At 47.2% G+C, this 24,389-nt stretch carries 21 protein-coding genes; 1 reads left to right on the top strand and 20 read right to left on the bottom strand.

The features are described 5' to 3' along the window. Positions 1 to 10 precede the first annotated feature (10 nt). The 6 genes from JHJ32_RS12670 to mutS all read right to left on the bottom strand — a co-directional run bounded on the left by JHJ32_RS12670 (position 11) and on the right by mutS (position 10,604). Positions 11 to 469: a hypothetical protein gene (locus JHJ32_RS12670; RefSeq protein ID WP_079717599.1), complete on the bottom strand. Its 459-nt coding sequence runs from the start codon at positions 467 to 469 to the stop codon at positions 11 to 13. A gap of 150 nt (positions 470 to 619) precedes the next feature. Then, complete coding sequence (locus JHJ32_RS12675; RefSeq protein ID WP_200121198.1) at positions 620 to 2,107, bottom strand: RagB/SusD family nutrient uptake outer membrane protein; 1,488 nt, start codon at positions 2,105 to 2,107, stop codon at positions 620 to 622. 28 nt (positions 2,108 to 2,135) lie between these two features. Then, complete coding sequence (locus tag JHJ32_RS12680; protein ID WP_200121199.1) at positions 2,136 to 5,579, bottom strand: SusC/RagA family TonB-linked outer membrane protein; 3,444 nt, start codon at positions 5,577 to 5,579, stop codon at positions 2,136 to 2,138. A 280-nt stretch (positions 5,580 to 5,859) separates the two neighbouring features. Continuing rightward, entirely contained in the window at positions 5,860 to 7,098 is a 1,239-nt protein-coding gene (locus JHJ32_RS12685) for a FecR family protein (protein WP_200121200.1), read from the bottom strand. 156 nt (positions 7,099 to 7,254) lie between these two features. Next, positions 7,255 to 7,872, bottom strand: coding sequence for an RNA polymerase sigma factor (locus JHJ32_RS12690; RefSeq protein ID WP_200121201.1), 618 nt, complete (start codon positions 7,870 to 7,872; stop codon positions 7,255 to 7,257). A 122-nt stretch (positions 7,873 to 7,994) separates the two neighbouring features. After that, positions 7,995 to 10,604, bottom strand: coding sequence for a DNA mismatch repair protein MutS (mutS, locus tag JHJ32_RS12695; RefSeq protein WP_233632639.1), 2,610 nt, complete (start codon positions 10,602 to 10,604; stop codon positions 7,995 to 7,997). An 86-nt stretch (positions 10,605 to 10,690) separates the two neighbouring features. Here mutS and mtgA point away from each other — a divergent pair, with 86 nt between their 5' ends. Further along, entirely contained in the window at positions 10,691 to 11,425 is a 735-nt protein-coding gene (gene mtgA / locus JHJ32_RS12700) for a monofunctional biosynthetic peptidoglycan transglycosylase (RefSeq protein ID WP_079717690.1), read from the top strand. A gap of 20 nt (positions 11,426 to 11,445) precedes the next feature. Here mtgA and JHJ32_RS12705 read toward each other — a convergent pair whose 3' ends face one another. The 14 genes from JHJ32_RS12705 to nrfD form a co-directional block, all read right to left on the bottom strand. Beyond that, positions 11,446 to 11,901, bottom strand: coding sequence for an ABC transporter ATPase (locus JHJ32_RS12705; protein ID WP_079717594.1), 456 nt, complete (start codon positions 11,899 to 11,901; stop codon positions 11,446 to 11,448). A 136-nt stretch (positions 11,902 to 12,037) separates the two neighbouring features. Next, on the bottom strand, positions 12,038 to 12,574 hold the full coding sequence (locus JHJ32_RS12710; protein ID WP_200121202.1) for a DUF420 domain-containing protein: 537 nt from the start codon (positions 12,572 to 12,574) through the stop codon (positions 12,038 to 12,040). 36 nt (positions 12,575 to 12,610) lie between these two features. Beyond that, on the bottom strand, positions 12,611 to 13,327 hold the full coding sequence (locus JHJ32_RS12715) for an SCO family protein (RefSeq protein WP_200121203.1): 717 nt from the start codon (positions 13,325 to 13,327) through the stop codon (positions 12,611 to 12,613). After that, on the bottom strand, positions 13,327 to 13,707 hold the full coding sequence (locus JHJ32_RS12720) for a cytochrome C oxidase subunit IV family protein (protein ID WP_079717591.1): 381 nt from the start codon (positions 13,705 to 13,707) through the stop codon (positions 13,327 to 13,329). Before JHJ32_RS12720 ends, JHJ32_RS12715 begins: the two co-directional genes overlap by 1 nt. 25 nt (positions 13,708 to 13,732) lie before the next feature. Next, a complete protein-coding gene (locus tag JHJ32_RS12725; protein WP_079717590.1) occupies positions 13,733 to 14,461 on the bottom strand; it encodes a cytochrome c oxidase subunit 3 in 729 nt (242 codons plus the stop codon). Positions 14,462 to 14,470: 9 nt separating this feature from the next. Continuing rightward, positions 14,471 to 15,052: a cytochrome c oxidase subunit 3 gene (locus JHJ32_RS12730; RefSeq protein WP_079717689.1), complete on the bottom strand. Its 582-nt coding sequence runs from the start codon at positions 15,050 to 15,052 to the stop codon at positions 14,471 to 14,473. A 5-nt stretch (positions 15,053 to 15,057) separates the two neighbouring features. Next, positions 15,058 to 15,993, bottom strand: a complete 936-nt coding sequence (cyoE, locus tag JHJ32_RS12735) for a heme o synthase (protein WP_079717688.1) — start codon at positions 15,991 to 15,993, stop codon at positions 15,058 to 15,060. Between the two features lie 83 nt (positions 15,994 to 16,076). Then, positions 16,077 to 17,129: a heme A synthase gene (locus JHJ32_RS12740; RefSeq protein ID WP_200121204.1), complete on the bottom strand. Its 1,053-nt coding sequence runs from the start codon at positions 17,127 to 17,129 to the stop codon at positions 16,077 to 16,079. 6 nt (positions 17,130 to 17,135) lie between these two features. After that, positions 17,136 to 19,028 (bottom strand): cbb3-type cytochrome c oxidase subunit I, encoded by a 1,893-nt coding sequence (locus tag JHJ32_RS12745; protein WP_200121205.1) that lies wholly within the window; start codon positions 19,026 to 19,028, stop codon positions 17,136 to 17,138. 31 nt (positions 19,029 to 19,059) lie between these two features. Then, entirely contained in the window at positions 19,060 to 20,397 is a 1,338-nt protein-coding gene (locus JHJ32_RS12750; RefSeq protein WP_079717587.1) for a cytochrome c oxidase subunit II, read from the bottom strand. A 75-nt stretch (positions 20,398 to 20,472) separates the two neighbouring features. Further along, positions 20,473 to 21,708: a quinol:cytochrome C oxidoreductase gene (locus tag JHJ32_RS12755; protein ID WP_079717586.1), complete on the bottom strand. Its 1,236-nt coding sequence runs from the start codon at positions 21,706 to 21,708 to the stop codon at positions 20,473 to 20,475. Positions 21,709 to 21,728: 20 nt separating this feature from the next. Beyond that, entirely contained in the window at positions 21,729 to 22,355 is a 627-nt protein-coding gene (locus tag JHJ32_RS12760) for a cytochrome c (RefSeq protein ID WP_370584518.1), read from the bottom strand. Continuing rightward, positions 22,348 to 22,884 (bottom strand): DUF3341 domain-containing protein, encoded by a 537-nt coding sequence (locus JHJ32_RS12765; RefSeq protein ID WP_079717584.1) that lies wholly within the window; start codon positions 22,882 to 22,884, stop codon positions 22,348 to 22,350. Before JHJ32_RS12765 ends, JHJ32_RS12760 begins: the two co-directional genes overlap by 8 nt. 2 nt (positions 22,885 to 22,886) lie before the next feature. After that, positions 22,887 to 24,368, bottom strand: coding sequence for an NrfD/PsrC family molybdoenzyme membrane anchor subunit (nrfD, locus tag JHJ32_RS12770; protein WP_079717583.1), 1,482 nt, complete (start codon positions 24,366 to 24,368; stop codon positions 22,887 to 22,889). Positions 24,369 to 24,389: the final 21 nt, after the last annotated feature.

The following is a 24,389-nucleotide window of genomic DNA, read 5'->3' on the forward strand; positions in this document are numbered from 1 at the left end:
ACCTACCGGATTAGATGGGCAAATTAGCCATGAACTGCACATTTGCAGCACCGAGGTTTATTCCAACCATAAACGAAGGCATAGTCTGAGCAAATACCCATCCGCTGTTTCGCCAGTAGACATACCCCCTACGGTATGGGTCATAATACGTACGGTAGGCTGGGAAGTAGACGTAATCGGACCGCCGGTGAAAACGCCGGTCGTAATACCAGCGATCGTGGTCACGGTAGCGTTTATTTTCCCGTTTTACGTATGCGCGATATGCTTTGTCACGTTCTTTATAGTATTCGCGGTACGACTTGGCGATTTCTTTATCGCGTTTGTAGGCGGCTTTCTGCCGTTTTTCATGGTACTTCGCGTGCTCCTTCCTTGCCTTTTCATGCGCCTTTCCTCTGCCTTGGGCAGTTGCTTCAGAAACGGACACAACACTGAACACTATCGCGGCAACGTAAATCATCAGCTGTTTCATGGCTTTTTCGTTTTATGTTAAACAATATACCAGTTTGCTTTGGTACAAGTTTGACTGCAGCAATTGTGCCAAGGTTTAACGAGACACGGTCATCGGCATAGAAAAAGGGCGCCCTTTATTCAAGGACGCCCTTATTAAGTTGGTGACGTTTTATTGAGGATTTTGGACGACCACACCGTTGGTATTATTGATTTCGTCTTGTGGAATGAGGAATTCCCACCGGATATCCCCAGCCGGCACATCAAATACACCGTTGGTATATGAGCCGTTGTGATTACCACCATTTCGATCCAAGGGACTATTGGTCCGCTTAAGATCATAGAAACGAAAACCTTCACCCCAAAGCTCCGCACGTCGCTGAAACATTATTTCGTCGACGAGCGCCTGACCGCGATTTATAGAAAGCGTGTATTCGGGATCTCTATTACTAGCCAGTTCAAACAAGACCTCAGCAGCATCTGCGTCTTGCCCATTCCTGGCCAATGCCTCGGCCTCCACCAAGATCATTTCGGCGCCACGCATATATGGCACATCGCCGATGCTCATCCCGGGATCAGCTACGCTGAATTTACGGCTGTAATACGGATAACGTGAGCCATTGGGGGGCGTAGGAAACTCTTCTACATTTTCACCCGTCGGGTCCCAAAGCTGTTTACGAATGTCGGTGTCCGCAATTTGATCATATAATACCGAAAAAATAAGCCTTGGATTCGTACGTATAGCAGTGGAATTATAGTTATTAGACATATACGCAAAAAATGAGTAGAAATAGTTTGTCTGATCCGATTGAATATGCGACGCCCACATCCATTCCTGGTTGTTATAATTGTTAAAACCACTTAGGTAATCGGTGTGGCTCATCAGTGTATATCCCTCGCGAGCTTCACGGGCCATCTGTGCTGCTATTGGCCAATTTTGCTGTGCCAAAGCAACACGAGCCTTGATACCCTTCGCCACATTTAGGTCAAAATGTGATTTATTCGCCCTCGAATATCCTTGCAACAATCCCATCGCCTCATCGAGATCTGTATTAATCTGTGCATACACCGCTTCTACTGTTGCACGTGGCGTTATTGCTGTAGTTGGCTCAAGAACCAAGGGCACGCCCAGACCACTGTTATCCCCACCGGCGACATAGCGTTTTCCGTACAATTGTACCATCTGGAAATAACTCCATGCCCGGTAGACCAACGATTGCCCTTTAATGGCCGCTTTATCAGCCTCTGGCCCTTCGGCGCCATCGATATTAGCCAAAATCATATTCACATTGCCAATCACTACATAATAAAACAAATAATTGTACTTAGTAATATCGCTAGTAGAAAGCCGATGCGCGATCCACCGGTAGTCGTCTCGAAACCAAGAGTTAGCACTGCTAGAAAACACGACGTCCTCTCCCAATACGTCCATATACATCATGTTACCACTTTGACCGCCTTGCGCCTGGCGCCCGAATATCTGTGAATATAAAATTCGGTGGACTCCATTCAAAGCCGCCCACGCGTTGTTTGTTGTGCTAAAGGCGTCACCCGTTGCCACTTGATTGGTAGGAGCAGTTTCCAAGAACTCCTTATCGCAAGCGCTCAAGGAACCCAGTACCAGCGTGGCAATAAATCCATATCTAATTATCTTCGTCATTGTTTTTCAATTTTAAACCCTAAACAAACTAGAAACTCAAGTTGATACCAGCCGAAAAAATTCGGCTAAACGTATAATCATTGCCTACTGAGCCATTAAAACTTCCAGATACATCCATTCCTTTCCTTGCTGAAAGTAAGGCCAGATTTTCTCCACTTAAAAACACACTTGCACGTCGCGCATGGATACGATCGAGCCAGCGGCTTGGTACGTTATAAGAAAGAATAACGGAATTCAGCTGTAAATAGGATGCACTTGTTAAGAAACGTGAACTTGCTCCTGTTTGGTTAGTAATATTGCCGTTGTCCAATCGGGGCACATCGGTAATGTCTCCAGGTTGCTGCCACCTATTGAGGATATCGGTATGCAGCGCGGTGCCATAAGTACCACCGTGCATTAGAGAAGCATATGCAAAGTCGTATACCTCGCCGCCTACCTGATAAGTGAATTGGATACCGAGTGAGAAGTTCTTGTATGCAAATGTATGAGTCATTGACCCATAGAAATCGGGAATCGACGAAGTTCCAGTATAGCGGAGATTAGCCTCACTGTATTGATTGGTGACGGTGTCTTGCCCGATGATTTGCGTATTGTCGCTTGTGATATTTGTTTTATAAAGCGCGTCCCCGGTTTCCGGATCCACACCGTAGAACTCACGCATGTAAAAATCATAGATCGAATGGCCTTCGCTGTACCCCTTATTGGTATTGCCACTGCCGGAAGATATTAACAACGGTTGATTATTAGGCATTTTCGTAATTTGGTTTTTGAACGACGTCCAATTGAGCGCTGCCGTATAATTAAAATTATCGGTCTTGACGATATGACCATTCAATTGAACTTCAACGCCCCGGTTGTACAAGCTTCCAATATTCATGTCGATTTCAAAGTTGTGACTGCCGCTTGTAGTTCCACCGTTGGCCAACTGCTGCGGTACCGGGAAAATCAACCCATCGGTCACCTTATTGAAGAATTCGACGGCACCATTCAAGCGCCCTTTTAGCACGCTGAACTCCAACCCTAGATCAAAATTCTTTGCCGTCTCCCACGTTAGGCTGTCATTCGGCAGGGATGCTTGCACGAAACCCGGTTCCCCTGCGTTATTCCTTCCGAGGGTATACAACGCCTGATAAGGGTAATAGCCCAACCCTGCATCATTGCCCACCGTACCATAGGAAGCACGCAGCTTTAAGTAGTCAACCCAGCTTACCTGAAAAAAACGTTCCTTTTCGATGTTCCAGGCTCCGCCAACAGACCAGAATGTCTCCCAGCGGAAATCAGGGTGGAACCTGGAATTTCCGTCTCTCCGCAAACTTGCGCTTACGACATACTTTTGGTCAAAATCATAAGCAACCCTACCCAAGAAACTTTCGATGGTGGCGCGATCCTCAACCGACGATACACCCAATACGTTTGCAAAATTAGGGAGCTCGGTTATCCCGTCGACAATAATACCCGAACGGCTGCCAGCCAACGTGTTATATTTATACGCGTAGACCTCATGCAGCGCGAGTGCGGTTAAATGGTGGTCACCAAATCGCTTATCGTATTCCAACCCATTATTGAACGTGTAACTCGTCCTTCTGTAAAAATTATGATACGAGCGTGCCGATGGTGCACCATCGCCCAATATTGGATTATCATATGTACGGCGATGCCGGTCGTCCAAATCAAAAGCAATATTTGAACGAAATTTCAACGTCGGGTGAAATAATACTTCCGCAAAGGCACGTGCATTAAGTGCGCCAAGAATCTCCAATTGATCATCATTTAAGTTTTCGAAGATCGTGTGTCTGCCGCTGCTGAATGGACGCCCGTCACCGAAGTCGTATTGCCGATTGCCATTTTCATCCAATAGGTATTCTCCTGTTACCGGATCATGCAAATGAACAGGATAGATCGGCGCGATAAACCGGGAAATGTAAAAAGGATTAATAAATGAACTTCCTCCAGCGTTTTCCGGTTTAGTCATCGTATATGTCCCGCTCAGGTTCAACCCTGTATTAAACCAAGAAACCGGTTGAGTAGCGACATTTAAACGACCATTGAACCGTTCTAGCTTCGATTTAATCAAATAGCCCTGTTCATTGGTGTAAGCCAATGAACCAAAGAAGTTACTTTTTTCATTACCACCATCATATGACAACATGTAGTTTTGCCTACTTTTTCCTCCGGTTGCAGCTTGCTCAGACCAATTAAGGTCGTCTGCATACAGCAGCCGCGCATTAGGGTTTAGATTGCCATTAAGGTCCACAACAGCGTCTGATGCAACATTAAACGGGTTATAGCCCAACAAGCTATGAACGCCGGAGTAATTGTTGCCGTTATACTCAGTTGTCAATCCTGAAGCGATGCTATTGGCCACATCCAGAGGAATTCCCGAGCCATAATGCAAGGTGTTCCGTTGTACTTCCCACATCATTGGATAGTATTGAAACGCATCCACGCGATCATATTCTGGCAAACCACGTTCTACGATGCCTGCTGTAGCTTTAAAAGATAACGAATTCCTTCCCGCCTTACCTTTTTTGGTCGTAATCATAATGACGCCGTTTGCTCCCCGTGAGCCATACAAGGCCGTTGTGGCTGCATCTTTTAACACGGATACCGACTCGATGTCATCTGGGTTGAGACTGGTTGTCGTTCCGTCATAAGGAACGCCATCGACCACGTACAGCGGGCTATTAGAAGCGGAGATGGATCCGAATCCTCTAATCCGTACCGTGGGTTCGGATCCAGGGGAGCCTCCTGCAATACTGGTCTGCACGCCGGGGGCAGCCCCAACCAGTGCATTTGTAACGTTTGTAATCGGTCTTTTCTCGATGGCTTCACTTCCAATCTGGGCAACAGAACCCGTATATGTAGCTCTTGTGGCCGTACCATAAGGGATGACCACTACCTCTTCAAGGATACTAACTTGATCAGACAACTCGATAGTGAGGCCTGCCCCAGCAGCTACCTCAACACGCGTATACCCTATCGAACTGATTTCCAACGTGGCACCATTTGGTACATTTGATAAGCTGAACATTCCGTCTTCATTGGTAATGGTTGCCAATTGGCCTCCTTTAACTTTAACGGATACTCCTGCAATTGGATTGCCGTCCTGATCGACCACCCGGCCAGAGGCGGTCTGCTGCCGAGAGGACACCCTCACGCTATTCTCAGATTTACGGCCCGCTGAAGGTTGCTTCCTTATGACGATGGATTCTTTCGTAATGGAATAAGAATAGGGCAAATTGCCCAATATTTTCGTTACAGCTTCTTCCAGTGGTGTGTTTTTTAAATCAACCGTGACCTTCGCTTCGGCTACTTCAGCTCCGCGCCAGAAGAAATGATAACCGGTTTGCTTCTCGACGGCCGTGAAAACAACGGAAAGCGGGACATTGGAAACAGACAGTGTAACAGTTTGCGCAAATGCGTTGGCAGAAACTTGTAAACTCACAACCAACAACAACACGATAAGTTTCACGACCAAGAATATTTTTTGTGTTGCACGCCAAGAATATGACCCGGCATCAACACATGGAGTAATTTTCATACTTTTGTAAAGTTTGGGTAAACGATTAGTAGTTGTTTGTAATCTTCCTTCATACCCCGATCTGATCGGAGTGTGACAAAGGCCCAGACATTTGCCGGGGAGCGATTGGAACCAATCCCCGGCTTTTGTCTTTACCTATTCCGTGCTTTTTTAGGGTATACCTTTTTTCATGCGTTGTGTTTTAAATTGATTATTTTATTAATTATGCGTATTATGGTTCGAAAACCAACAGCTTTCGCCCGTCCGTTGATGGTATGGGGTGTTCTACAATCCTGAAGCGCACATTTCCCAATTCAAGCACTTTCAACGCTTCGGCAAGCGTATACTGACGTGGAATTTTCCCAAAAAACACGTCATTTTTTATTCCCCGCGCATACTTTACTTCTACATTGTACCAACGGGAAAGCTGCCGGACTAACGTGTATAAATCAGTATTATCAAAGTAGAAAAAACCGTCTTTCCAGCCCGTGGCGGTCATTACATCCACCTGCTCGATATTTACACGGCTGCCTCGAAGAGTCGCCTGTTGATGCGGCTCCAATGTTGTCCGCTCTGCGGCGAACGATTCGCTCCCTTGCTTGACCACGATGTCTACACTGCCAGAGACCAGGGTGGTGCTTACGGAGGCTTCATCCGGATACGCATTGACGTTAAATTCCGTTCCCGTAACTTCCACATTATAATCGGGCGTTATTACAACAAAAGGTATCTTTTGGGAGGATTTCGTATGCTTACTAGTTACCGAGAAGTAGGCTTCTCCATCAAGTTCCACTTCCCTGACACCACCAGAAAAACGAGTGGGGTATCGGAGCGAGGAGGACGCGTTCATCCAAACAGTCGTCCCATCAGGTAATACGATGGTATACTGCCCCCCTGAAGGGGTGGTAATGGTATTGTAGACCACCTCTTGGGCAACGAGTTGCCCAGCCTGTTCTGCCTCATGCAGCTCCTGAATTTCGTACAAAATTTGTCCGTCTTCTGATTTCGTTATCCGCATACCATTTTCGACTGCCAAGTAACCACTGCTTGCACTATCCAAGTCAATCTCGGTACCATCACTAAGCATTAGTGTAGCTTTATTTCCCCCTGGCATTGCGTCAACGACTACCTGCTTATCATCGCCTACGGGGGTGAACATTTGCCAGGTATGATAGCCGCCAGCGACTGTTATCAGCAGTAACACGGCGACGGTTACTGTTTTCAACCTAATTTTACGCTCATGTGATGCCTCTGTTTGGTGGCCAAGCTCACGATTTATCCGTGCTAATGTCCTATGAAAACTCTTATCTTTCAATCGCTTCCGCGTTGCTTCATCCAACCCGGCACTATAGGTATCTGCACTTTCAAAAGATGCATACCAAGCTTCCAGCTCTTCAATTTCCTCAGGCAACGCTGTCCCGCTCCTGAATTTGGTAATAAGCTCAACGATACGATCTTGGCGTTCTTCCATTGTCTACTAGTTAATGTTATAGTCACATTAGTGGAGCCAAGGTGCTACTCCTATCAAAAAAAATATCCGGTATGAGCCGCCAAAGCACGCTAAATAATCGGGCATATGCGCACTTCACTATACCGAATATCAATATTTTTTGGAAAAAAGATGGGATTATAGGTTACAGAGTTGGATAAACAGCGTAGCGAAAAACATGTCGTGTCTGTAGCTGTACAGTTCAGACCGTAGGATGCGAAGCGCCTTTGTGAGATGCTTCTTTACGGTGCTCAAGGTGATACCCAAACGCGAGGCAATGTCCTGCTGGGTAAGGTACTCATATCGGCTTAGGCAAAATACTTCCCTACATTTCTCAGGCATAAGCATTGTGGCTGTTTCAATCCGCTCGCTCAATTCCTTGTTCTGGAGGTTTTCATATGGACTCTGGTAATCGGCATATACTTCATTTACAACCGTAGACATATATTTATGGTGAATCTGCTCTGCACGGTATAAATTAAATATTTTATATTTCAATGCGGTTTTCAAATAGGCCGCTAAAGAAGACTCCAGACGAATGGCTTTTCGCCGGACATAAAGATTAACAAAAACTTCCTGTACCACCTCTTCGGCGGCTTCTACAGATTTCAAACGTTGGAAGGCCATATCCAACAGGCATTCCCAATACCGGTTATAGAGCTCCGCGAAGGCATTTTGGTCATCCCGAAGTTGGATAAGCTCAAATAGGGATTCATCTGAATAGGTAGCCGAATCTGAATACATATGAAAAATCAAGATGAGGTATTTAACGTGTGTTTGTTCACTGCTAAATTACCGCATTTTTTGAAAAGACACCCTTTTTTTTACTTTTTTTTCAAAAAAAGCAGCAAGATATTAACAAATACCACAAAAAAACCTCAATTCTTCAACAATCGCTGTATCTCGTCCAGTTTCATCAGCGCCTCGACGGGCGTAAGGGTATTGACATCAAGATTATTGAGCATATCGCGGATTTTTACCAGGATGGGATCATCGATAGAAAACATTTGCAATTGGTAAGCCTGCTTTTGGATTTTTTTAATGCTATCCTTAATGCGCTCCCCTCCGGTACGCTCTTGTTCCAACCGTTTGAGGATCTCGTTGGCCCGTTGCAGCAGCTTGGGTGGCATCCCGGCCAATTTGGCCACATGAAGGCCAAAGCTATGCTCGCTTCCTCCCGGCACCAATTTGCGCAAGAAAATAACCTTATTGTTCACTTCCTTTACCGAAACATTATAGTTCTTAATCCGGGGGAAGGAAGCTGCCAGTTCGTTTAATTCATGATAATGGGTAGCAAACAGCGTCTTAGCCCTCACGGTAGGATGATTATGCAGAAACTCCGCGATTGCCCAGGCGATGGATATCCCGTCATAGGTGCTGGTGCCGCGTCCAATTTCATCGAGGAGGATAAGGCTTCGCTCGGACAGGTTGTTCATGATGCTGGCGGTTTCGTTCATCTCCACCATAAACGTTGATTCACCGGACGAAAGGTTGTCCGAGGCGCCCACACGGGTAAATATTTTATCGACCAGCCCGATGCGAGCTTCCGTCGCCGGCACGAAACAGCCTATCTGGGCCATGAGCACAATCAATCCCGTCTGGCGCAGCAATGCTGACTTACCGGCCATATTCGGCCCGGTGATGATGATGATCTGCTGGGTTTCCGTATCCAAAAAAACATCGTTGGTGATGTAATCTTCGCCAATGGGTAAATTCCGCTCAATAACCGGGTGACGCCCCCCTTTGATGTCGATGGCCGTTCCATCGTTTACCTCCGGCTTTACGTAATGATTTTTTTCAGAAATCACCGCAAAATTGACCAACACATCCAGTTGCGCCACCAAAAGTGCGTTGTGCTGGACAGGCTTGATATACTCGGCAACGGCGGCTATCAATTCGGCGTACAGCCGGGTTTCCAAGGCTTGGATTTTTTCTTCAGCGCCCAGTATCTGCTCTTCATACTCCTTGAGCTCCTCGGTAATGTAACGTTCGGCATTGACCAACGTCTGCTTACGTACCCACTCGCTCGGAACCTTATCTTTATGTGCATTGGTCACTTCAAGATAGTACCCAAACACGTTGTTAAAAGCAATCTTCAACGACGGGATGCCCGTCGCATCAGACTCCCGCTTCTGAATCTCCAGTAAATAATCCTTACCACCGTAAGCCACCTTACGCAATTTGTCCAGCTCTTCATCGACACCGGCTGCGATAACATTACCTTTGTTTACCGCCACCGGTGGCTCCGGATTGAGGTGTGTGGCAATGCGTTCACTGATGGGTATGCACGGATCCAGCTGCTCACCGATGATACGCAGTGCTTCCACATCTGTGCTGCCTGTCAATGTTTGCAGCTTTTCGATTGCCTGCAAGGCGCGTCTGAGCTGAACAACCTCACGTGGATTGGCTTTCTGAAGCCCGATTTTACTAATCAGCCGCTCCAAATCACCGATTTGCTTGATTTCGCGCACCAACTCTTCCCGAAGCTCCCGGTGGTGGTATAAGTAATCAACGACATCAAGCCGTTCGACAATGGCCACCCGCTCTTTTAGTGGCATGACCATCCAGCGCTTGAGCAACCGCGCACCCATCGGTGACGAAGTTTGATCCAACACGTCGACAAGTGTTATGGCATGCTCATTGGCCGATCCCACCAATTCCAGATTCCGGACGGTAAAGCGGTCGAGCCACATGTAACGGTCTTCCTCAATGCGTGAAATGCTGGAGATATGCTGGAGATTGCGATGCTCGGTTTCATTGAGGTAATGCAGCGCCACGCCCGCCGCCATGACAGCCGATGACAGCCTATCAATGCCAAAGCCCTTTAGCGATTTTACTTCAAAATGTTTAAGCAGGGTTTCCTGAGCATAATCGCCGCTGTACGGCCATTCATCAAGCGCATAGGTATAAAAATTACTTCCAAACGTCTCTACAAATGTTTTGTATTGGCGCTTGCCCATAATGACTTCTGTTGGCTTAAACCCTTGCAACAACTTATCGATATATGCAGCGTTGCCTTGGGCCACTAAAAACTCGCCCGTGGAAATATCGAGAAAAGCTATACCTATTGCATTTTTATCAAAAAAAACGGAGGCGAGGTAGTTGTTTGCTTTTTGCTGAAGAATGTTGTCATTGTACGACACACCCGGCGTCACCAGTTCGGTCACTCCCCGTTTTACGATGGTCTTGGTCGTCTTGGGATCCTCCAACTGATCGCATATGGCCACCCGTTGCCCGGCCCGGACCAACTTGGGCAGGTATGTTTCCAGCGAATGATGAGGGAAACCCGCCAAGGCCGTCTCCGCTTCACTGCCATTGCCCCGTTTGGTCAGCACAATACCCAGGATGCCTGCAGCTTTGACCGCATCTTCGCCGAACGTTTCATAAAAATCGCCCACACGAAACAGCAATAACGCGCCAGGATATTTCACCTTGATGCTGTTGTATTGCTGCATCAGTGGAGTCTCTTTCTTTGCTGCTTTTGCCAACGTAGGTTATTTTTTGCGTGGGCGTAAAAATAGGATTATTGCAGGGATTTGACAAGTTTCTATTTGTATATTCGCGTTACGAAACTATGGCAGCCAAACAAAAACGCCGCAAAAAAACGAAAAGGAAAACCCGGCTCATACCTGCTATCCGGAATGTATACCTCCGTTGGACATTGCGGGTAATCGTCTACTTCTTTGCCATTACCATCAGTTGGGTGCTGCTATTGCGCTTTATCAACCCGCCCATTACCTGGTTAATGGTACAGCGGGGCTTCGAACGAAAAAGTGACGGCAAGGACTGGAAAATCACGAAGCAATGGGTACGCTATGAAGATCTCTCCGACAACTTAAAGCGAGCCACGATTTCAGGTGAAGATGCGCGCTTCATGGAACACTGGGGCTTCGACCGCAAAGCCATTGCCGAGGCTTATCGACGCAATCAAGACGGTCGCACACTCCGCGGCGGGAGCACCATCAGCCAACAGACGGCCAAGAATGTGTTCCTCTGGCCCAGACGGTCCTGGATACGTAAAGGATTTGAAACGTATTTCACAATTTTGATAGAGTTGTTTTGGAGTAAAAAGCGCATCCTCGAAGTCTACCTCAATGTCATTGAAACGGGAGACGGCCTGTATGGCGCCGAAGCCGCTACGCAACATTATTACGGCAAATCAGCCCATAGCCTGACCAAACGACAGGCTGCACTCCTGGTAGCGGTATTGCCTAACCCAAGACGCTGGTCGCCCGCAAAGCCTACCGCATACATCAATAGAAAAGCGAACGCCATCGTCCGCTATATGAGTTACAGCCAGATACCCTGACACCGATCAACCACCTGTCACTAAAAAAACACCTTCGCATGCCAGCTTTCGCGCAACGGAACTTCCCATTTGTCTGCTAAGTCTGGATAGGAGGCCACAAGATTATTGAATACCGGCGTATCATCCGTCACCTCACCGGTGGCAATAAGACGCTCAAACTCGGCGCGCGGCACCACCTTGATACCATCCGGGTGACGGTATGCCACCCGCATGCGATCAAAGAGGCTGATTCCGATTTCCTGTTCGATTTCTTTAAGGAGGTGTACGGATTTGTCAATTGAACAGCCGGTTGGCGGCGCTACCGTGTCATCAACCATGATAATGACAAACCAATCATGCCGGATTTCGGCATGAGCGGCCAATGCTTTGCCGTGGGCCTTCCATTGTGAGGTGAATGCCTCCAGTTTCTCCAATATATAAGCTTTTTCGCGCTCCAATATTTGCCGATCGGCCTGATATATCCAAATACGTTCCATTGTTGGCAAAGATACGGAATTATGGCTATGGTTTTATGCAGGTATATGGAGACGGGTGCCCGGCAAATGTTAGATCTGAGCCTTCGTGATGTCTTCAATCGGAAACTTGCCCTGTTGCTGAAACGCGGACGTTCAATCATCCGTAATAGGGCGATATCATCAGGTAGACCACCACGCCGGTCACCGCTACATACAGCCAGAGGGGGAATGTAACCTTTGCCAATTTGCGGTGCTTCGCAAAATTACCGGAAAGGCCCCGGACATAGGTAACCAGCACAAAAGGAATGATAATGATGGATAATAAAATATGGGTAATCAAGATAAAAAAATACACATAGCGAATAGTGCCTTGCCCGCCATATGGCGTAGACTCAGCCGTCATGTGGTAAGCCACATACATGACCAAAAATGCCACCGAGCATCCAATGCAAATTTTCACCAAGGTTTCGTGCAATCTGCGGTTGCCCCGGCGGATGGCAGCGACGGCCCACACGAGCAGTACCGCTGTCACGCCATTAATTGTCGCATAAATGGGCGGCAGGAATGTGAGCGGCTTTACGTCATAGCCCAAATCACGCAAATTGACACCAAACAGGATGGCTACAACCACCGGGATAGCCACTGATAAAACAACTATCCATTTATTATATCTTTTTTCAAGCGCCTGTTCCATAACTACAAAATCGTAAATCTAAAAGCGTAACCTAAATCACTTAAACGGACTTTTTTCGCGAATCTCTTCTACCAGCAACAGTTTGATCTCGTCTATCAACCGATCCACTTCCTTTTTCTGAGTCGCATCATAGTAGCCCCGAATACGCCGTTCGGAATCAACCAGAACCAACGACGCACTGTGGATGAAATGGACAGACTTGGTCGTGTCCTGCACGGCATCCACCAGAAACCCCTGTTGTGCAATATCGAAGACATTATCATCCCCGGATGTAAGGAAATGCCATTTCTTTGTCTCCGGTCGGTATGCCGCTGCGTACTCCCGCAACACTTCGGGTGTGTCGTACAGCGTATCCACGGTGATGGTATAGAAATTGACCAACTCGTTATTGATAAACCGCTCGGCGACCCGATTCATCTCGTTGTTCATCTGTTCGCAAAACGACGTACAACGGCTGTAAAAAAAGTTGACGACTGCCAATGTAGAATCGTTGGCCAATACGTGAATAGGTTCGCCCTGCTGGTTCACCAACGAAAACGGCTTAATATGGTGAAATAGCGTGTCAGGGACTTTCTTTCCCATCCGGTTGCTAAACGTACCTGTCAGCACCTTTTCGCCATAAATCGGCAGTGTCTTATACCGATTCTCACCTTTCCTCTCCAGCAAATAATATAAAAATCCCGGCAGTATCAAAATAGCTGCCAGGATTATGATTTTCTTCAAGCCACCGCTCCCTTGCTTGACGATACCCATTAATTATTCGGCCAAAAGGGGAACGGATTGAAATGCCCTTTCATATAAGTTCCTTCTGTAAGCATCAATGCGATGAAATAGATAATAAATAGGAACACGATGGTGACGGACATGATAAATCCAAATGTCTCAAACTTGAGGTGCATGAAATAAGCGACGATATAATATGCTTTGAACAGCGTAAGGACGATATAAACGATGTTTACACCAAGACCTTTGGAAATAACGCCACCATGCACCAACACGAGGGCTATAAAAAATTCCAACGCCGTAAGGGCCAGCAGGTAGAAAAATACACGCCAAATCTTACCCTTGGACATACCTTCGTGGTGTTGTCCATCTTCGTGTCCTACCGTATGATCGTGATGTTGAGAAGCCATAGCGTAATATTGCGTTAATTATTGATTATACCAAATAAAAGAATGTAAATACAAACACCCATACCAAATCTACAAAGTGCCAGTAAAGCCCCACTTTTTCGACCATGAGGTAAGAACCACGGCGTTCAAACGTATTGGCCAAGACCATGCCGAGAACGATGATATTCAATAGTATCCCTACAGAGACGTGAAATCCGTGAAATCCTGTTATGGTAAAGAACAGGTTCGCAAACTGAAGCGCCGACACTTCCGAAATTTCACGGGAAAAATACGGCTCGAGTGTCACCTCGGGAGATACCCCTTCCTGAAAAGGAATGCTTCCCCACCAGAAGCCCTGGTGGTGCAAGTGCGTCCATTCCAGCGCCTGGCATCCGATAAACATAAGACCACCGATAATCGTCGCGATCATCCAATTGACCACTTCCTTTTTCGAGTTGCGGTGCCCGGCCTCCACGGCAAGCACCATTGTCACCGAACTCATGATGAGAATAAACGTCATGATCCCCACAAACACCAACGGATAGCCGTGGTCTGCGATGAACGGTATAGACTGAAATACCTTATCCGGATCCGGCCAAGTAAGATGGGCAAAACGCTGTGTCCCATAATAAATCAGGAACGCGGAAAACGTAAAAGCATCCGAAGTAAGGAAAAACCACATCATGATCTTGCCATACTCCACATTGAAAGGCGACCTACCCCCGTTCCAGCGTCCGGTTTTTACCTTATCCAATTCCGTTACAGTTGTACTCATTGTTCAGTGTTATTGATTCAAAAGTAAAAAAACATAAATATAAATCCATAAAAAGCCCAGAAAATGCCAGAATAGTGCGGCCAGATCCATTCGGAAGACATTATTCACTTGGGGAATATTATTGATACGCCCCGCTAAAGCTCTTATCAAAACCAGAATACCGGCCACAATATGTGCCAGGTGCATACCGGTGAACACGTAAATAAACGATTGTGATGCATTGCTATTGACAAACACGACGCCCCTGGCGCTTAAGACCCCCCATGCATACACTTGGATAATAAAAAAACCAATACCCAATAAAATGGTGGCTACCAGCAACATTTTCTGCCTACTAAATAATGTCTTTTTCGCCGCATTGTAAGCCAACTGCATCGTGACACTGCTCAACACGATTAAAGCCGTGCTATAGATGAATGCGTCAGGCAATAAGGTCTTGATCCCCCGGTCCATTCCGCCGGCAGTGTAAACGATAAATCCGCTTGAAAGCGCGGCAAACATCATAAACATCCCTATCATCCCCAGCCACAGGTTGAATTTCTTCGCCTTCTGCTGAGTCAGCTCTTCCTTATCTTGCGTGTATTTAGCCATAGCTATCATAGGGCATTAAAATCAAACAGTAATATCAGCTGGATGAGTGGCAAATAAAAAAAAGAGGTAAACATTACCCGACGTGCCGAAGCCAGATCCCGCTTCAAAAAAAGCTTCAGCCCGTACCAGCTAAACAGCAATGCACCAAGGGCCGAGGCAATCGAAACCACAACGCCGCCAAACCCGAAATAATACGGCAACAAACTTACAGGCAACATGAGGAGCGTTGAAACCAACACCATCAATGCAGACAGCCTGTCACGCTTTGTCGTGGGCAACAACCGGAAGCCTGCCCGCTTGTAATCTTCATCAAGCACCCAGGCAATACCCCAAAAATGAGGAAACTGCCATACAAACTGGATGATAAACAACACCAGCGGTATGACGACGATAGCGGCGACATTATGTTGGCTATAGGCCGCCAAATCATTCTGGCTAAAGGCTGCATAATAGCCGATAAGCGGCGGCAATGCGCCAGGAAACGCACCAACAAACACCGCTATCGGCGATTTTCGCTTCAGCGGTGTATAAATAAATGCGTAAAGGACTATAGAAAAGACCGACAAAAGCCCGGCAATAAAGTTTAGCGAAACCAACGTGTACGTACCGGCAATGCCCATGAGCAAGCTTAATACAAGGGCCTGCCCTGTTGTCATGCGGCCGGACGGGATAGGCCGATCAGCCGTCCGCTTCATCAGTTTATCCAAATCACGCTCAATAATCTCATTGAACCCGTTGGCGGAGCCTGTGACCAAAAAGCCCCCCAGCGTAAGAATCAGCCAATTAACCCAATTAATGTCTCCCTGCTGCTTGCTGCCGATTAGAAAAGCAATGGAAGCCGAGAAGACAACGGTCATCGTCAAGCGGATTTTGACCAATTGCTTGAAGTCCGCCGCAAATTGCGCGACTTCAGCAAATTCCCCCTTGCCACGCTTCTGCATGGCTACCCCGCCACTAGCCATCCGCTTGGCCTGTATATCACGCTCAGATATCTTCATCAACTAATTTTTCAATATATCAAAAATCACTTCCATGCCACTTTACCAAGCAACAGCATCAAATAATACTGGTTGCCGAATAACAAGCTCGCCAACACGAGATGAGCTGTTTGCGCAAAAGGCGGAATATCAACATATGCCAGTAACGCCGCTGTCACAAACTGCAACACCATCAATAGCAAAAGCAAGTTTGTAAACTTACTTTGGTAGCTACTTGGAGCAAAACGCGAGCGCACGACAAAAAACAAAAGTACGATCACTATTGCGGATACCACCGCCAAGCTCCGATGTACGTCGAGCACCTGCCCGACCTGCTCCAGCCATTCGCTCCGGTCTGGCATACTACTTGAAGCCGAAATCAAGTCTATCTCTTCCCTTACACCGGTACCGACCGCTACCTGGACGATAATCAGGAAAAGCGAAAATGCCGCCAAAACCTTTATCCCACCGGACGTATGATTGATGAGCAAATCCTTATCCCGCAGCGACCGGGCCTTGAAATACGTATAAATACTAATTCCGACAATGACCAAAGCGAGCAGCATATGCACCGTAATAATCCAGGGCATCAGGTTGGTAGACACAACGATCGAGCCCAACCAAGCCTGGTAGCCAACGGCTATTACATTAATCACACTCCAAATGAAAATGGACTTTTTCGTTTTAAAGAACGTAAATGAAAAAATGGCGCAAAGTAAAAGCAAAAATCCAGTAATCGCTCCAACCAACCGGTTGATATACTCTGTCCACGTTTTCGCGGCATTGAATGGTTCATGCTGCAAGATGCTCTCATCGTTGCGTATGCGTTCGGCCAGCTCCTTGTTGCCAAACCGCTCCAGCATCTTCGCAAACCGTTCGTTTTTCTTTTGCCTCCCCGCAATATACTTTTCCTCATATCCTTCGGGCAATTGCGAGGCGGCTGTAGGCGGTACCAACCGGTCAAAACACTTCGGCCAATCGGGACATCCCATTCCGGAGCCTGTGCTCCTTACCACACCACCCGCGAGAATCAACACAAACAACGATATAATCGTGATCTTGTTGACCCATAAGAATCTTTTTTCAGCAGGTGGAAGCATGTTTTATCACTCGGTCTCCTTCTCCGGCTGCGGATTATTGGCCAACTCCCACTCGCGCTGAATACGCTCAGCCTCCGCATTTCCTTCAAAGTCATGTGGCAAATTCGAACTCATCGTCTCTGAAAAAGGAACCGTCTGCGGAATAAAATCTTCATGGTGCCCTGGTTTGCTATAATCATATGGCCAACGGTAAACCGTAGGAATTTCTCCTGGCCAGTTGCCATGGATATGCTCCACAGGAGTCGTCCACTCCAGCGTATTTGAGCCCCATGGATTCTGGGTAGCACGCTTGCCAAACCAAATAGACGAAAAGAAGTTCCAGATAAACGCAATTTGTCCTAATGCGGCGATGATAGCCGCCCAGGTAACAAATACGTTTACGGAAATCCATTTTTCCATAAACGGAAACTCCGTGAATGCGTAATACCGACGCGGAACACCGTCTATACCCATAAAGTGCATAGGGAAGAACACCAAATACGCACCGATGAACGTAAGCCAAAAATGCAAATATCCTAATTTCTCATTCATCATACGGCCGAAGAGCTTTGGAAACCAGTGATAAACCCCACACAACATACCAAAGATGGACGCTGACCCCATTACCAAGTGGAAGTGGGCCACCACGAAGTACGTGTCATGTAAGTTGATGTCCAACGCAGAGTTACCCAAATAAATACCGGTAAGACCACCCGAAATGAAGAATGATACCATGCCGATAGCAAAAAGCATCGCCGGTGTAAACCGGATGTTGCCCCGCCAAAGCGTAGCCAGGTAATTAAATACTTTCACGGCAGAAGGCACGGCAATGATCAACGTCGTAATCATAAACACTCCGCCCAAAAACGGGTTCATCCCCGTGACGAACATATGGTGTCCCCAAACGATGAACGACAGGATAGTAATACCGATCAACGAGTAGACCATCGCATGATAGCCAAAGATGGGTTTACGTGAGTTCGTAGAAATAACTTCGGATGTCAGACCAAGAGCCGGCATCAATACAATGTAAACCTCCGGGTGTCCCAGGAACCAAAACAAGTGCTGGAACAGGATGGGGCTACCGCCTTCGTTGGGCAAAATTTGGCCTTGGACGACCAAGTCCGATAAATAGAAACTTGTACCAAAGCTCCGATCGAAGATAAGTAACACCACAGCAGACACCAATACCGGGAACGACAACAGCCCGACAATCGCGGTCAGGAATAACGCCCATATAGTGAGTGGCATCTTCCAAAGGTCCATCCCCTTCGTGCGCATGTTCAATACCGTACTGATATAATTCGTGCCACCGAGTACCTGGGACACAATGAAAAGCGTCATGCTGATCAGCCATAAAGTCATCCCCGTAGCCGAACCACTAATCGCTTTAGGCACAGCGGAAAGCGGCGGGTAGATGGTCCATCCTGCACTTGCCGGGCCGCTCTCTACGAAGAATGACGCGATCATCACAATACAAGCCACAAAGAAGAACCAATACGAAAGCATGTTCATAAACGGCGACGCCATATCCCTTGCTCCCAACTGATAAGGTATCAACAGGTTGGCAAACGTACCGCTAAGCCCAGCTGTAAGCACGAAAAAGACCATGATGGTTCCGTGTATGGTCACCAACGCCAGGAAAAATTCAGGGTGAATACGCCCACCGGCGGCCCACTTACTGCCAAGGAAAACCTCCAAAATCGGGAATTCCTTATCCGGCCAGGCCAATTGAATCCTGAACAAAATCGACAACAGCATGGCTACCACAGCCATAATAATACCGGTAATCAAAAATTGCTTAGCAATCATTTTGTGGTCTTGGCTAAATACATATTTAGTCCAAAACGTTTCATGGTGATGCCCATGATCACCGTGATGGTCCACGCTATGAGTGCCTGCGTTTGCTATAGTTGACATATCTGTGTATTAATACGTTTTTTTTTCAATATTAGTTGGCGTTAGCCAACAGCTTCTTCGCTTCTACTTCTTCTTCTGATGCCTGTGACACCTGAAACTCTTTCCTCAAATCTTCCGTGAAAAAATAGGGTTGCTCGTTGAGCCAAGCTTGGTACTCCTCCTCGGTGACTACCCGTACCCGCTTCTGCATGTTATAGTGCCCGCCACCACATATCTTGGCACACAACATAACAAAGTCGTAATTGTAATCGCCCAATTTGTCGCGCATCTCCTCCGTTGTCACGGTCGGTGTAAACTGGAAGTAAGTCTTCATCCCCGGCACAGCATTCATTTGAACGCGGAAGTCCGGAATATAAAAGCTGTGCAGAATATCCTTTGAAGTGATCTGTACGCGGACAGGCCTGTTTACGGGTAGCACAATTTCAGCGCCCAACTGGTCATCCCAACTGCTCTTATCTGTAAAGTCAATACCAAGGCTATTCAATGGCGTAGTCAGCCGATAATTACGCTCGCCAATTTGTCCGTCCCGTCCCGGATAACGTACCGTCCAGGCGAACTGCTCACCAATGACTTCAATGTGAAGTGCGTTCTTTTGTTCCTCCTCGGGAACATTGGTAATACTCCGCCAGGTAAAGAAGCCAAACAATACCAGCACAGTCAACACCACGGCCGGCACAATGGTCCAGACTTTCTCAATCGTGTTGTTATGCGGGTAAAAATAAGCTTTCCTTGAGGGCGTTGCACGGTATTTGAAAGCGAAACCAAACAAACCGATATGCGTGAGCACCAAAACGATGGTTGTAATGACCGTCGTAATCATAAACATCGCGTCTATCCGCTCGCCATGCTCTGTGGCAGCATCCCGCAGGGATTGCGCACCATGATTTGCGTAAGACCAATAAACGCCATAAAGACCCACCACCAAACACACCAAAAACAAATTTGCATGTACATTATACATATAATAGGTGGTATCCCGGCCATTCATACGGCGGGTCAACTCATATATCTGCAGAATCTTACCCACTACCGCCACCAGCACGCAAACCAAGAAGACAACCAGCAGGTAATAAAAGAAATTGGTGTATACCTGCGGGTCGAGGCTCACTTTGCCGGCCTCCTCGGTTGTTGCCGTCGGGGTAGCTCCTTTTACAGCAGCTGCGGAGTCCATGGCAGCCGTATCTGAAGTCAACGAGGTGTCAGCCGATACGGTAGCGTTCGGGTCAGCGATTGCTCCAGTTGTATCGGTAGCATGAATGGAAGTATCTTCCACCTGTTGACGTGCGGATACCGTAGCCGACAATGACACGCCTATCGCGAGCGCCAGCAAAAAAACTATCTTAAAATTACTATTCTTTAAAAAGCCCATCTCTATTTATAACGATTGTCCGTGTTCTTATATTTTAACGTCGGCCTGCTCCATTCAGCCTTCAAATCTCGTATATCAAATCTGGTGATGCAAACTTTCTTCCAAAAAAGGATGCTTGGCTGGCGCTAATGCATGCCGGCTCAACTTGTTTAAGACCAAGAAAGAAAATAGCCCCACAAATCCCAATGCTGTTCCGATCTCTATCCATCCGAAACCACGGTGTACTTCCACCGTACCGGGCATAATCATGATGTAGTAATCCAGCCAGTGGCCCAGCAGCAGCACGATGCAAACGATCATCAGTATATTCATTTTCCGCTTGGCATCCCTATCCATCAATGCCAAGATCGGCACTACAAAATTGATAAACAGATTGACCCAAAACCATAGCTTGTACTCCGGCTCCCAACGCTTGTAGAAGTACACGGTTTCTTCAGGAATGTTGGCATACCAAATCAGCATAAACTGTGCAAACCAAACATAAGTCCAGAAAATGGAGAACCCAAAAATCAGCTTACCCAAATCATGCAGATGGTTTTCATTTACCCAAGCCAAGTAACCCGATTTTTTAAGTAAAATCAAGATCAGGGTAATCACGCACAACCCGCTAACCCACATGGCGGCAAAATTATACCAACCAAACATCGTCGAAAACCAGTGTGCTTCCAGTGACATGACTGTATCAAATGACCAGATAGGTGTTGTAAAGCCAAAAATCACTAAAAACAACGCCGAAAGTTTGAAACTCTTTTTATAGGAATTAAGGCCGCCCTGCAAATCTTCGTTATACGAATATTTGGCCAGCAACCAAGAGCAGATGCTGTAGGATCCCATGAACACGACCTGGCGTAGTAAAAAGCCAGGAGCGTTCAAAAATGCGGACTTCCCGGCCACCAATGCATCATAATTGGGGCTTTCGGGGTCTGTAAGTCCTTCTGCATACCAGTGATGGTACAAATTGTGCGAAAATAACCCTGTAGCGGTGATTATCAACAGAATAACGGATGCAATAGGTAACACGCTGGCCATCGCTTGCGGAATCCGAATCAAGCCTGAAGACCATCCGGCCTGCGTAACAAACTGCAAAGCCAAAAAGAATCCCCCGGCAGCACATACACACGTAAAATAATACCCCATCAGCAGCAAATTGGCGTATGTACGTTCCACGATGATGTGTTCACTGGAGAGCAAGCCAATGGCTACTGCCACTATGCCTACCGCAAGCGCGACCAAACTCAGTCCCCTCGCCTTCGCCGTAAACGTAAATTGCTCGCTAAAGTTATAATCGTGATGATGACTATGAGTTCCCATTTAATATAGCTGATATAATATTATTTTTTCTGTAATTCTCTGACGTACATAACTACCTTCCAACGCTCTTCGGGGGACAGTTGGGAAGCGTGCGATCCCATCATGTTCAGTCCGTACGTGATTGTATGATAGATTTTACCGTCGGTCAATTCTGCCATCAACCCGCCTCTTGAGGAGTTGATTCCATCAGATTTCGCGTATGATGGCGGCGGAGGATAGTTTTCCAACTGCCGGGATTCGGACTTGGACTCCAGTCTCCTGTCCTTCGTAATCGGCCCATCGCCACGTCCTTCGGGTCCATGGCAAACCGCGCAATATACCTGATACAATGCTTCTCCCTGAGCGAGCGTTTCCTGGGTCCGTTGGAGGGGGTTGACCAGCTCTTCGCCCGCGCGTTCATAATCTTCTGTACTTGCCGAATAAGGGAACCGTTCGAATCCCACCGGCGTAGTACCCGGCGGCGGAATCTGAGCCGTTTTGCCATCCTTAAAGTTGGGGTTCGGCTGATCAGGATTATACCCTAACGGGTCGTACATATTTCGCGAAAATTCCCAGCCCGTGCTGCGTGTGGTATTGTCACCACAAGCTACCGCAGCCGCAATCGCAACGGCTGCGCCTACAGCGCTAAGAAATCTCATCTTATTCATAGCTAACATATTTGCGTTCATTGTACTTCACTTCTACGGCTCCGGCCTCTTTCAACAGCCCTTCAATCTTTTCATGGTCTACATTATCATTGGCATCAATAGCAATGATAAACCGATCATCCGTGGCACGCAAATCCATTACCCGCGGAGCCCTGCCCGGAAACAGGTGGTTGCGGTAGAAAAACGTTGCAACCATACCCAAGGCGGTAATTAAAATCGTGCACTCAAACGTCACCGGCACGAAGTCAGGCAACGGTAAAGCAGGCTTGCCACCGATGTTCATGGGCCAATCGTAGGTCATCGTGTAATATAACAGACTGAAACCCAGTGTTCCGCCCAACAAGCCAAAGCAGAATGCCGCGATAGGTAGGCGCGATGGCTTCACGCCCAACTTCGCCTCGATGCCATGGATTGGCATCGGTGTGAAGCAATCGTAAATGCTGATGTTGTTGGCCTGCAGCTTGTCAATCCCGTCCATCAGCTCGTCCGGGTCTGCAAAACTTCCGATGATATATTTGATATTGCTCATTGCTACTTGGTTTCTAACTCCTTAATGTCTTCTTCACTGACTGAATCATACTTTGACAGTGAATCTCTGAAAAACGCTACCTGCTCGGGATCGAGGTGGCCTTCCTTAACCAGTTTGGTCTTCTGTTGCAAGCTCGCGCTCTTCAACAGCAATTTCACCTCCGCGATAGCAATACCTGGCAGGAACCGCAGGAACAGCAGGAACAGGGTAAAGAATACACCTATGGATCCCACGAACACACCGACATCCGTCCAGGTTGGGTAAAACATCGCCCAACTTGAAGGAATGTAATCGCGGTGCAAGGACGTAACGATAATCACGAAACGTTCAAACCACATTCCGATATTCACTACGATGGAAAGTACCCAGGAAATGGGAATACTTGTCCGTATCTTTTTGAACCAGAAAAGTTGCGGCGAAATCACGTTACAGGTCATCATCGCCCAATAAGCCCACGCATAAGGCCCCGCAATCCGGTTGGCAAATGCATACATCTCGTATTCGGAGCCGGAATACCATGCGATGAACAACTCAGTCAGGTAAGCGATACCTACGATAGAGCCCGTCACCATGATGATTTTGTTCATCGACTCGATGTGGAACATCGTAATATAGTTCTCAAAGTTGAGCACCTTACGCATCACCAACAGCAGGGTCTGCACCATGGCAAATCCGGAAAAGATTGCCCCAGCGACGAAGTATGGCGGAAAGATGGTCGTGTGCCAACCCGGGATGACTGAGGTTGCAAAGTCCATGGAAACTATCGTATGTACGGAAAGTACCAGCGGGGTAGAGATACCAGCGAGTATAAGTGATACGATTTCGAAACGTTGCCACGTCTTTACAGAGCCATTCCAGCCAAACGACAGGATGGAATAAATCCTCCTTTTTAAGCCCGCAGCACGGTCACGTACAGAGGCGATATCCGGCAATAGACCACAATACCAAAACACCAAGGATACTGTGAAATAAGTAGAGATTGCGAACGCATCCCATACCAATGGTGAGTTGAAGTTTACCCAAAGCGATCCAAACTGATTGGGTAGCGGAAAAATCCAGTATGCCAGCCAGGGGCGGCCCATGTGCGCTACCACATACGTAGCGGCACATATCACCGCAAAAATTGTCATCGCTTCTGCTGAGCGGTTGATGGAGTTGCGCCAGTTTTGCCGGAATAACAACAACACCGCGGAGATAAGTGTACCGGCGTGACCGATACCTACCCACCAGACGAAATCAGTGATATCCCACGCCCAGCCAACGGTCTTATTCAATCCCCATGCACCGATACCAGTCCAAAACGTATAGCCGACGCTCACCACCCACAGCAAGGCACCCAATGCGGCCATGATAAACCCTATCCACCAAGCCTTGTTGGGTTTATTTTCCACCGGCAGCAAGATATCATCCGTCACCTTTGCATAGGTGATATCCTTTCCGGTAACTAATGGTTCTCTTAATATTGATTCGTTATGCGATGACATAGTCTATTATTTCATTCGTAA

The organism is Parapedobacter sp. ISTM3 (assembly GCF_016533505.1).
GTDB lineage: Bacteria > Bacteroidota > Bacteroidia > Sphingobacteriales > Sphingobacteriaceae > Parapedobacter > Parapedobacter luteus.

Excerpts from the sequence above, each read along its gene's own strand:
- JHJ32_RS12670 (WP_079717599.1), bottom strand. The coding sequence starts at position 469 with ATGAAACAGCTGATGATTTACGTTGCCGCGATAGTGTTCAGTGTTGTG.
- JHJ32_RS12675 (WP_200121198.1), bottom strand. The coding sequence starts at position 2,107 with ATGACGAAGATAATTAGATATGGATTTATTGCCACGCTGGTACTGGGT.
- JHJ32_RS12685 (WP_200121200.1), bottom strand. The coding sequence starts at position 7,098 with ATGGAAGAACGCCAAGATCGTATCGTTGAGCTTATTACCAAATTCAGG.
- mtgA (WP_079717690.1), top strand. The coding sequence starts at position 10,691 with ATGGCAGCCAAACAAAAACGCCGCAAAAAAACGAAAAGGAAAACCCGG.
- JHJ32_RS12705 (WP_079717594.1), bottom strand. The coding sequence starts at position 11,901 with ATGGAACGTATTTGGATATATCAGGCCGATCGGCAAATATTGGAGCGC.
- JHJ32_RS12710 (WP_200121202.1), bottom strand. The coding sequence starts at position 12,574 with ATGGAACAGGCGCTTGAAAAAAGATATAATAAATGGATAGTTGTTTTA.
- JHJ32_RS12715 (WP_200121203.1), bottom strand. The coding sequence starts at position 13,327 with ATGGGTATCGTCAAGCAAGGGAGCGGTGGCTTGAAGAAAATCATAATC.
- JHJ32_RS12720 (WP_079717591.1), bottom strand. The coding sequence starts at position 13,707 with ATGGCTTCTCAACATCACGATCATACGGTAGGACACGAAGATGGACAA.
- JHJ32_RS12725 (WP_079717590.1), bottom strand. The coding sequence starts at position 14,461 with ATGAGTACAACTGTAACGGAATTGGATAAGGTAAAAACCGGACGCTGG.
- JHJ32_RS12730 (WP_079717689.1), bottom strand. The coding sequence starts at position 15,052 with ATGGCTAAATACACGCAAGATAAGGAAGAGCTGACTCAGCAGAAGGCG.
- cyoE (WP_079717688.1), bottom strand. The coding sequence starts at position 15,993 with ATGCAGAAGCGTGGCAAGGGGGAATTTGCTGAAGTCGCGCAATTTGCG.
- JHJ32_RS12740 (WP_200121204.1), bottom strand. The coding sequence starts at position 17,129 with ATGCTTCCACCTGCTGAAAAAAGATTCTTATGGGTCAACAAGATCACG.
- JHJ32_RS12745 (WP_200121205.1), bottom strand. The coding sequence starts at position 19,028 with ATGTCAACTATAGCAAACGCAGGCACTCATAGCGTGGACCATCACGGT.
- JHJ32_RS12750 (WP_079717587.1), bottom strand. The coding sequence starts at position 20,397 with ATGGGCTTTTTAAAGAATAGTAATTTTAAGATAGTTTTTTTGCTGGCG.
- JHJ32_RS12755 (WP_079717586.1), bottom strand. The coding sequence starts at position 21,708 with ATGGGAACTCATAGTCATCATCACGATTATAACTTTAGCGAGCAATTT.
- JHJ32_RS12760 (WP_370584518.1), bottom strand. The coding sequence starts at position 22,355 with ATGAATAAGATGAGATTTCTTAGCGCTGTAGGCGCAGCCGTTGCGATT.
- JHJ32_RS12765 (WP_079717584.1), bottom strand. The coding sequence starts at position 22,884 with ATGAGCAATATCAAATATATCATCGGAAGTTTTGCAGACCCGGACGAG.
- nrfD (WP_079717583.1), bottom strand. The coding sequence starts at position 24,368 with ATGTCATCGCATAACGAATCAATATTAAGAGAACCATTAGTTACCGGA.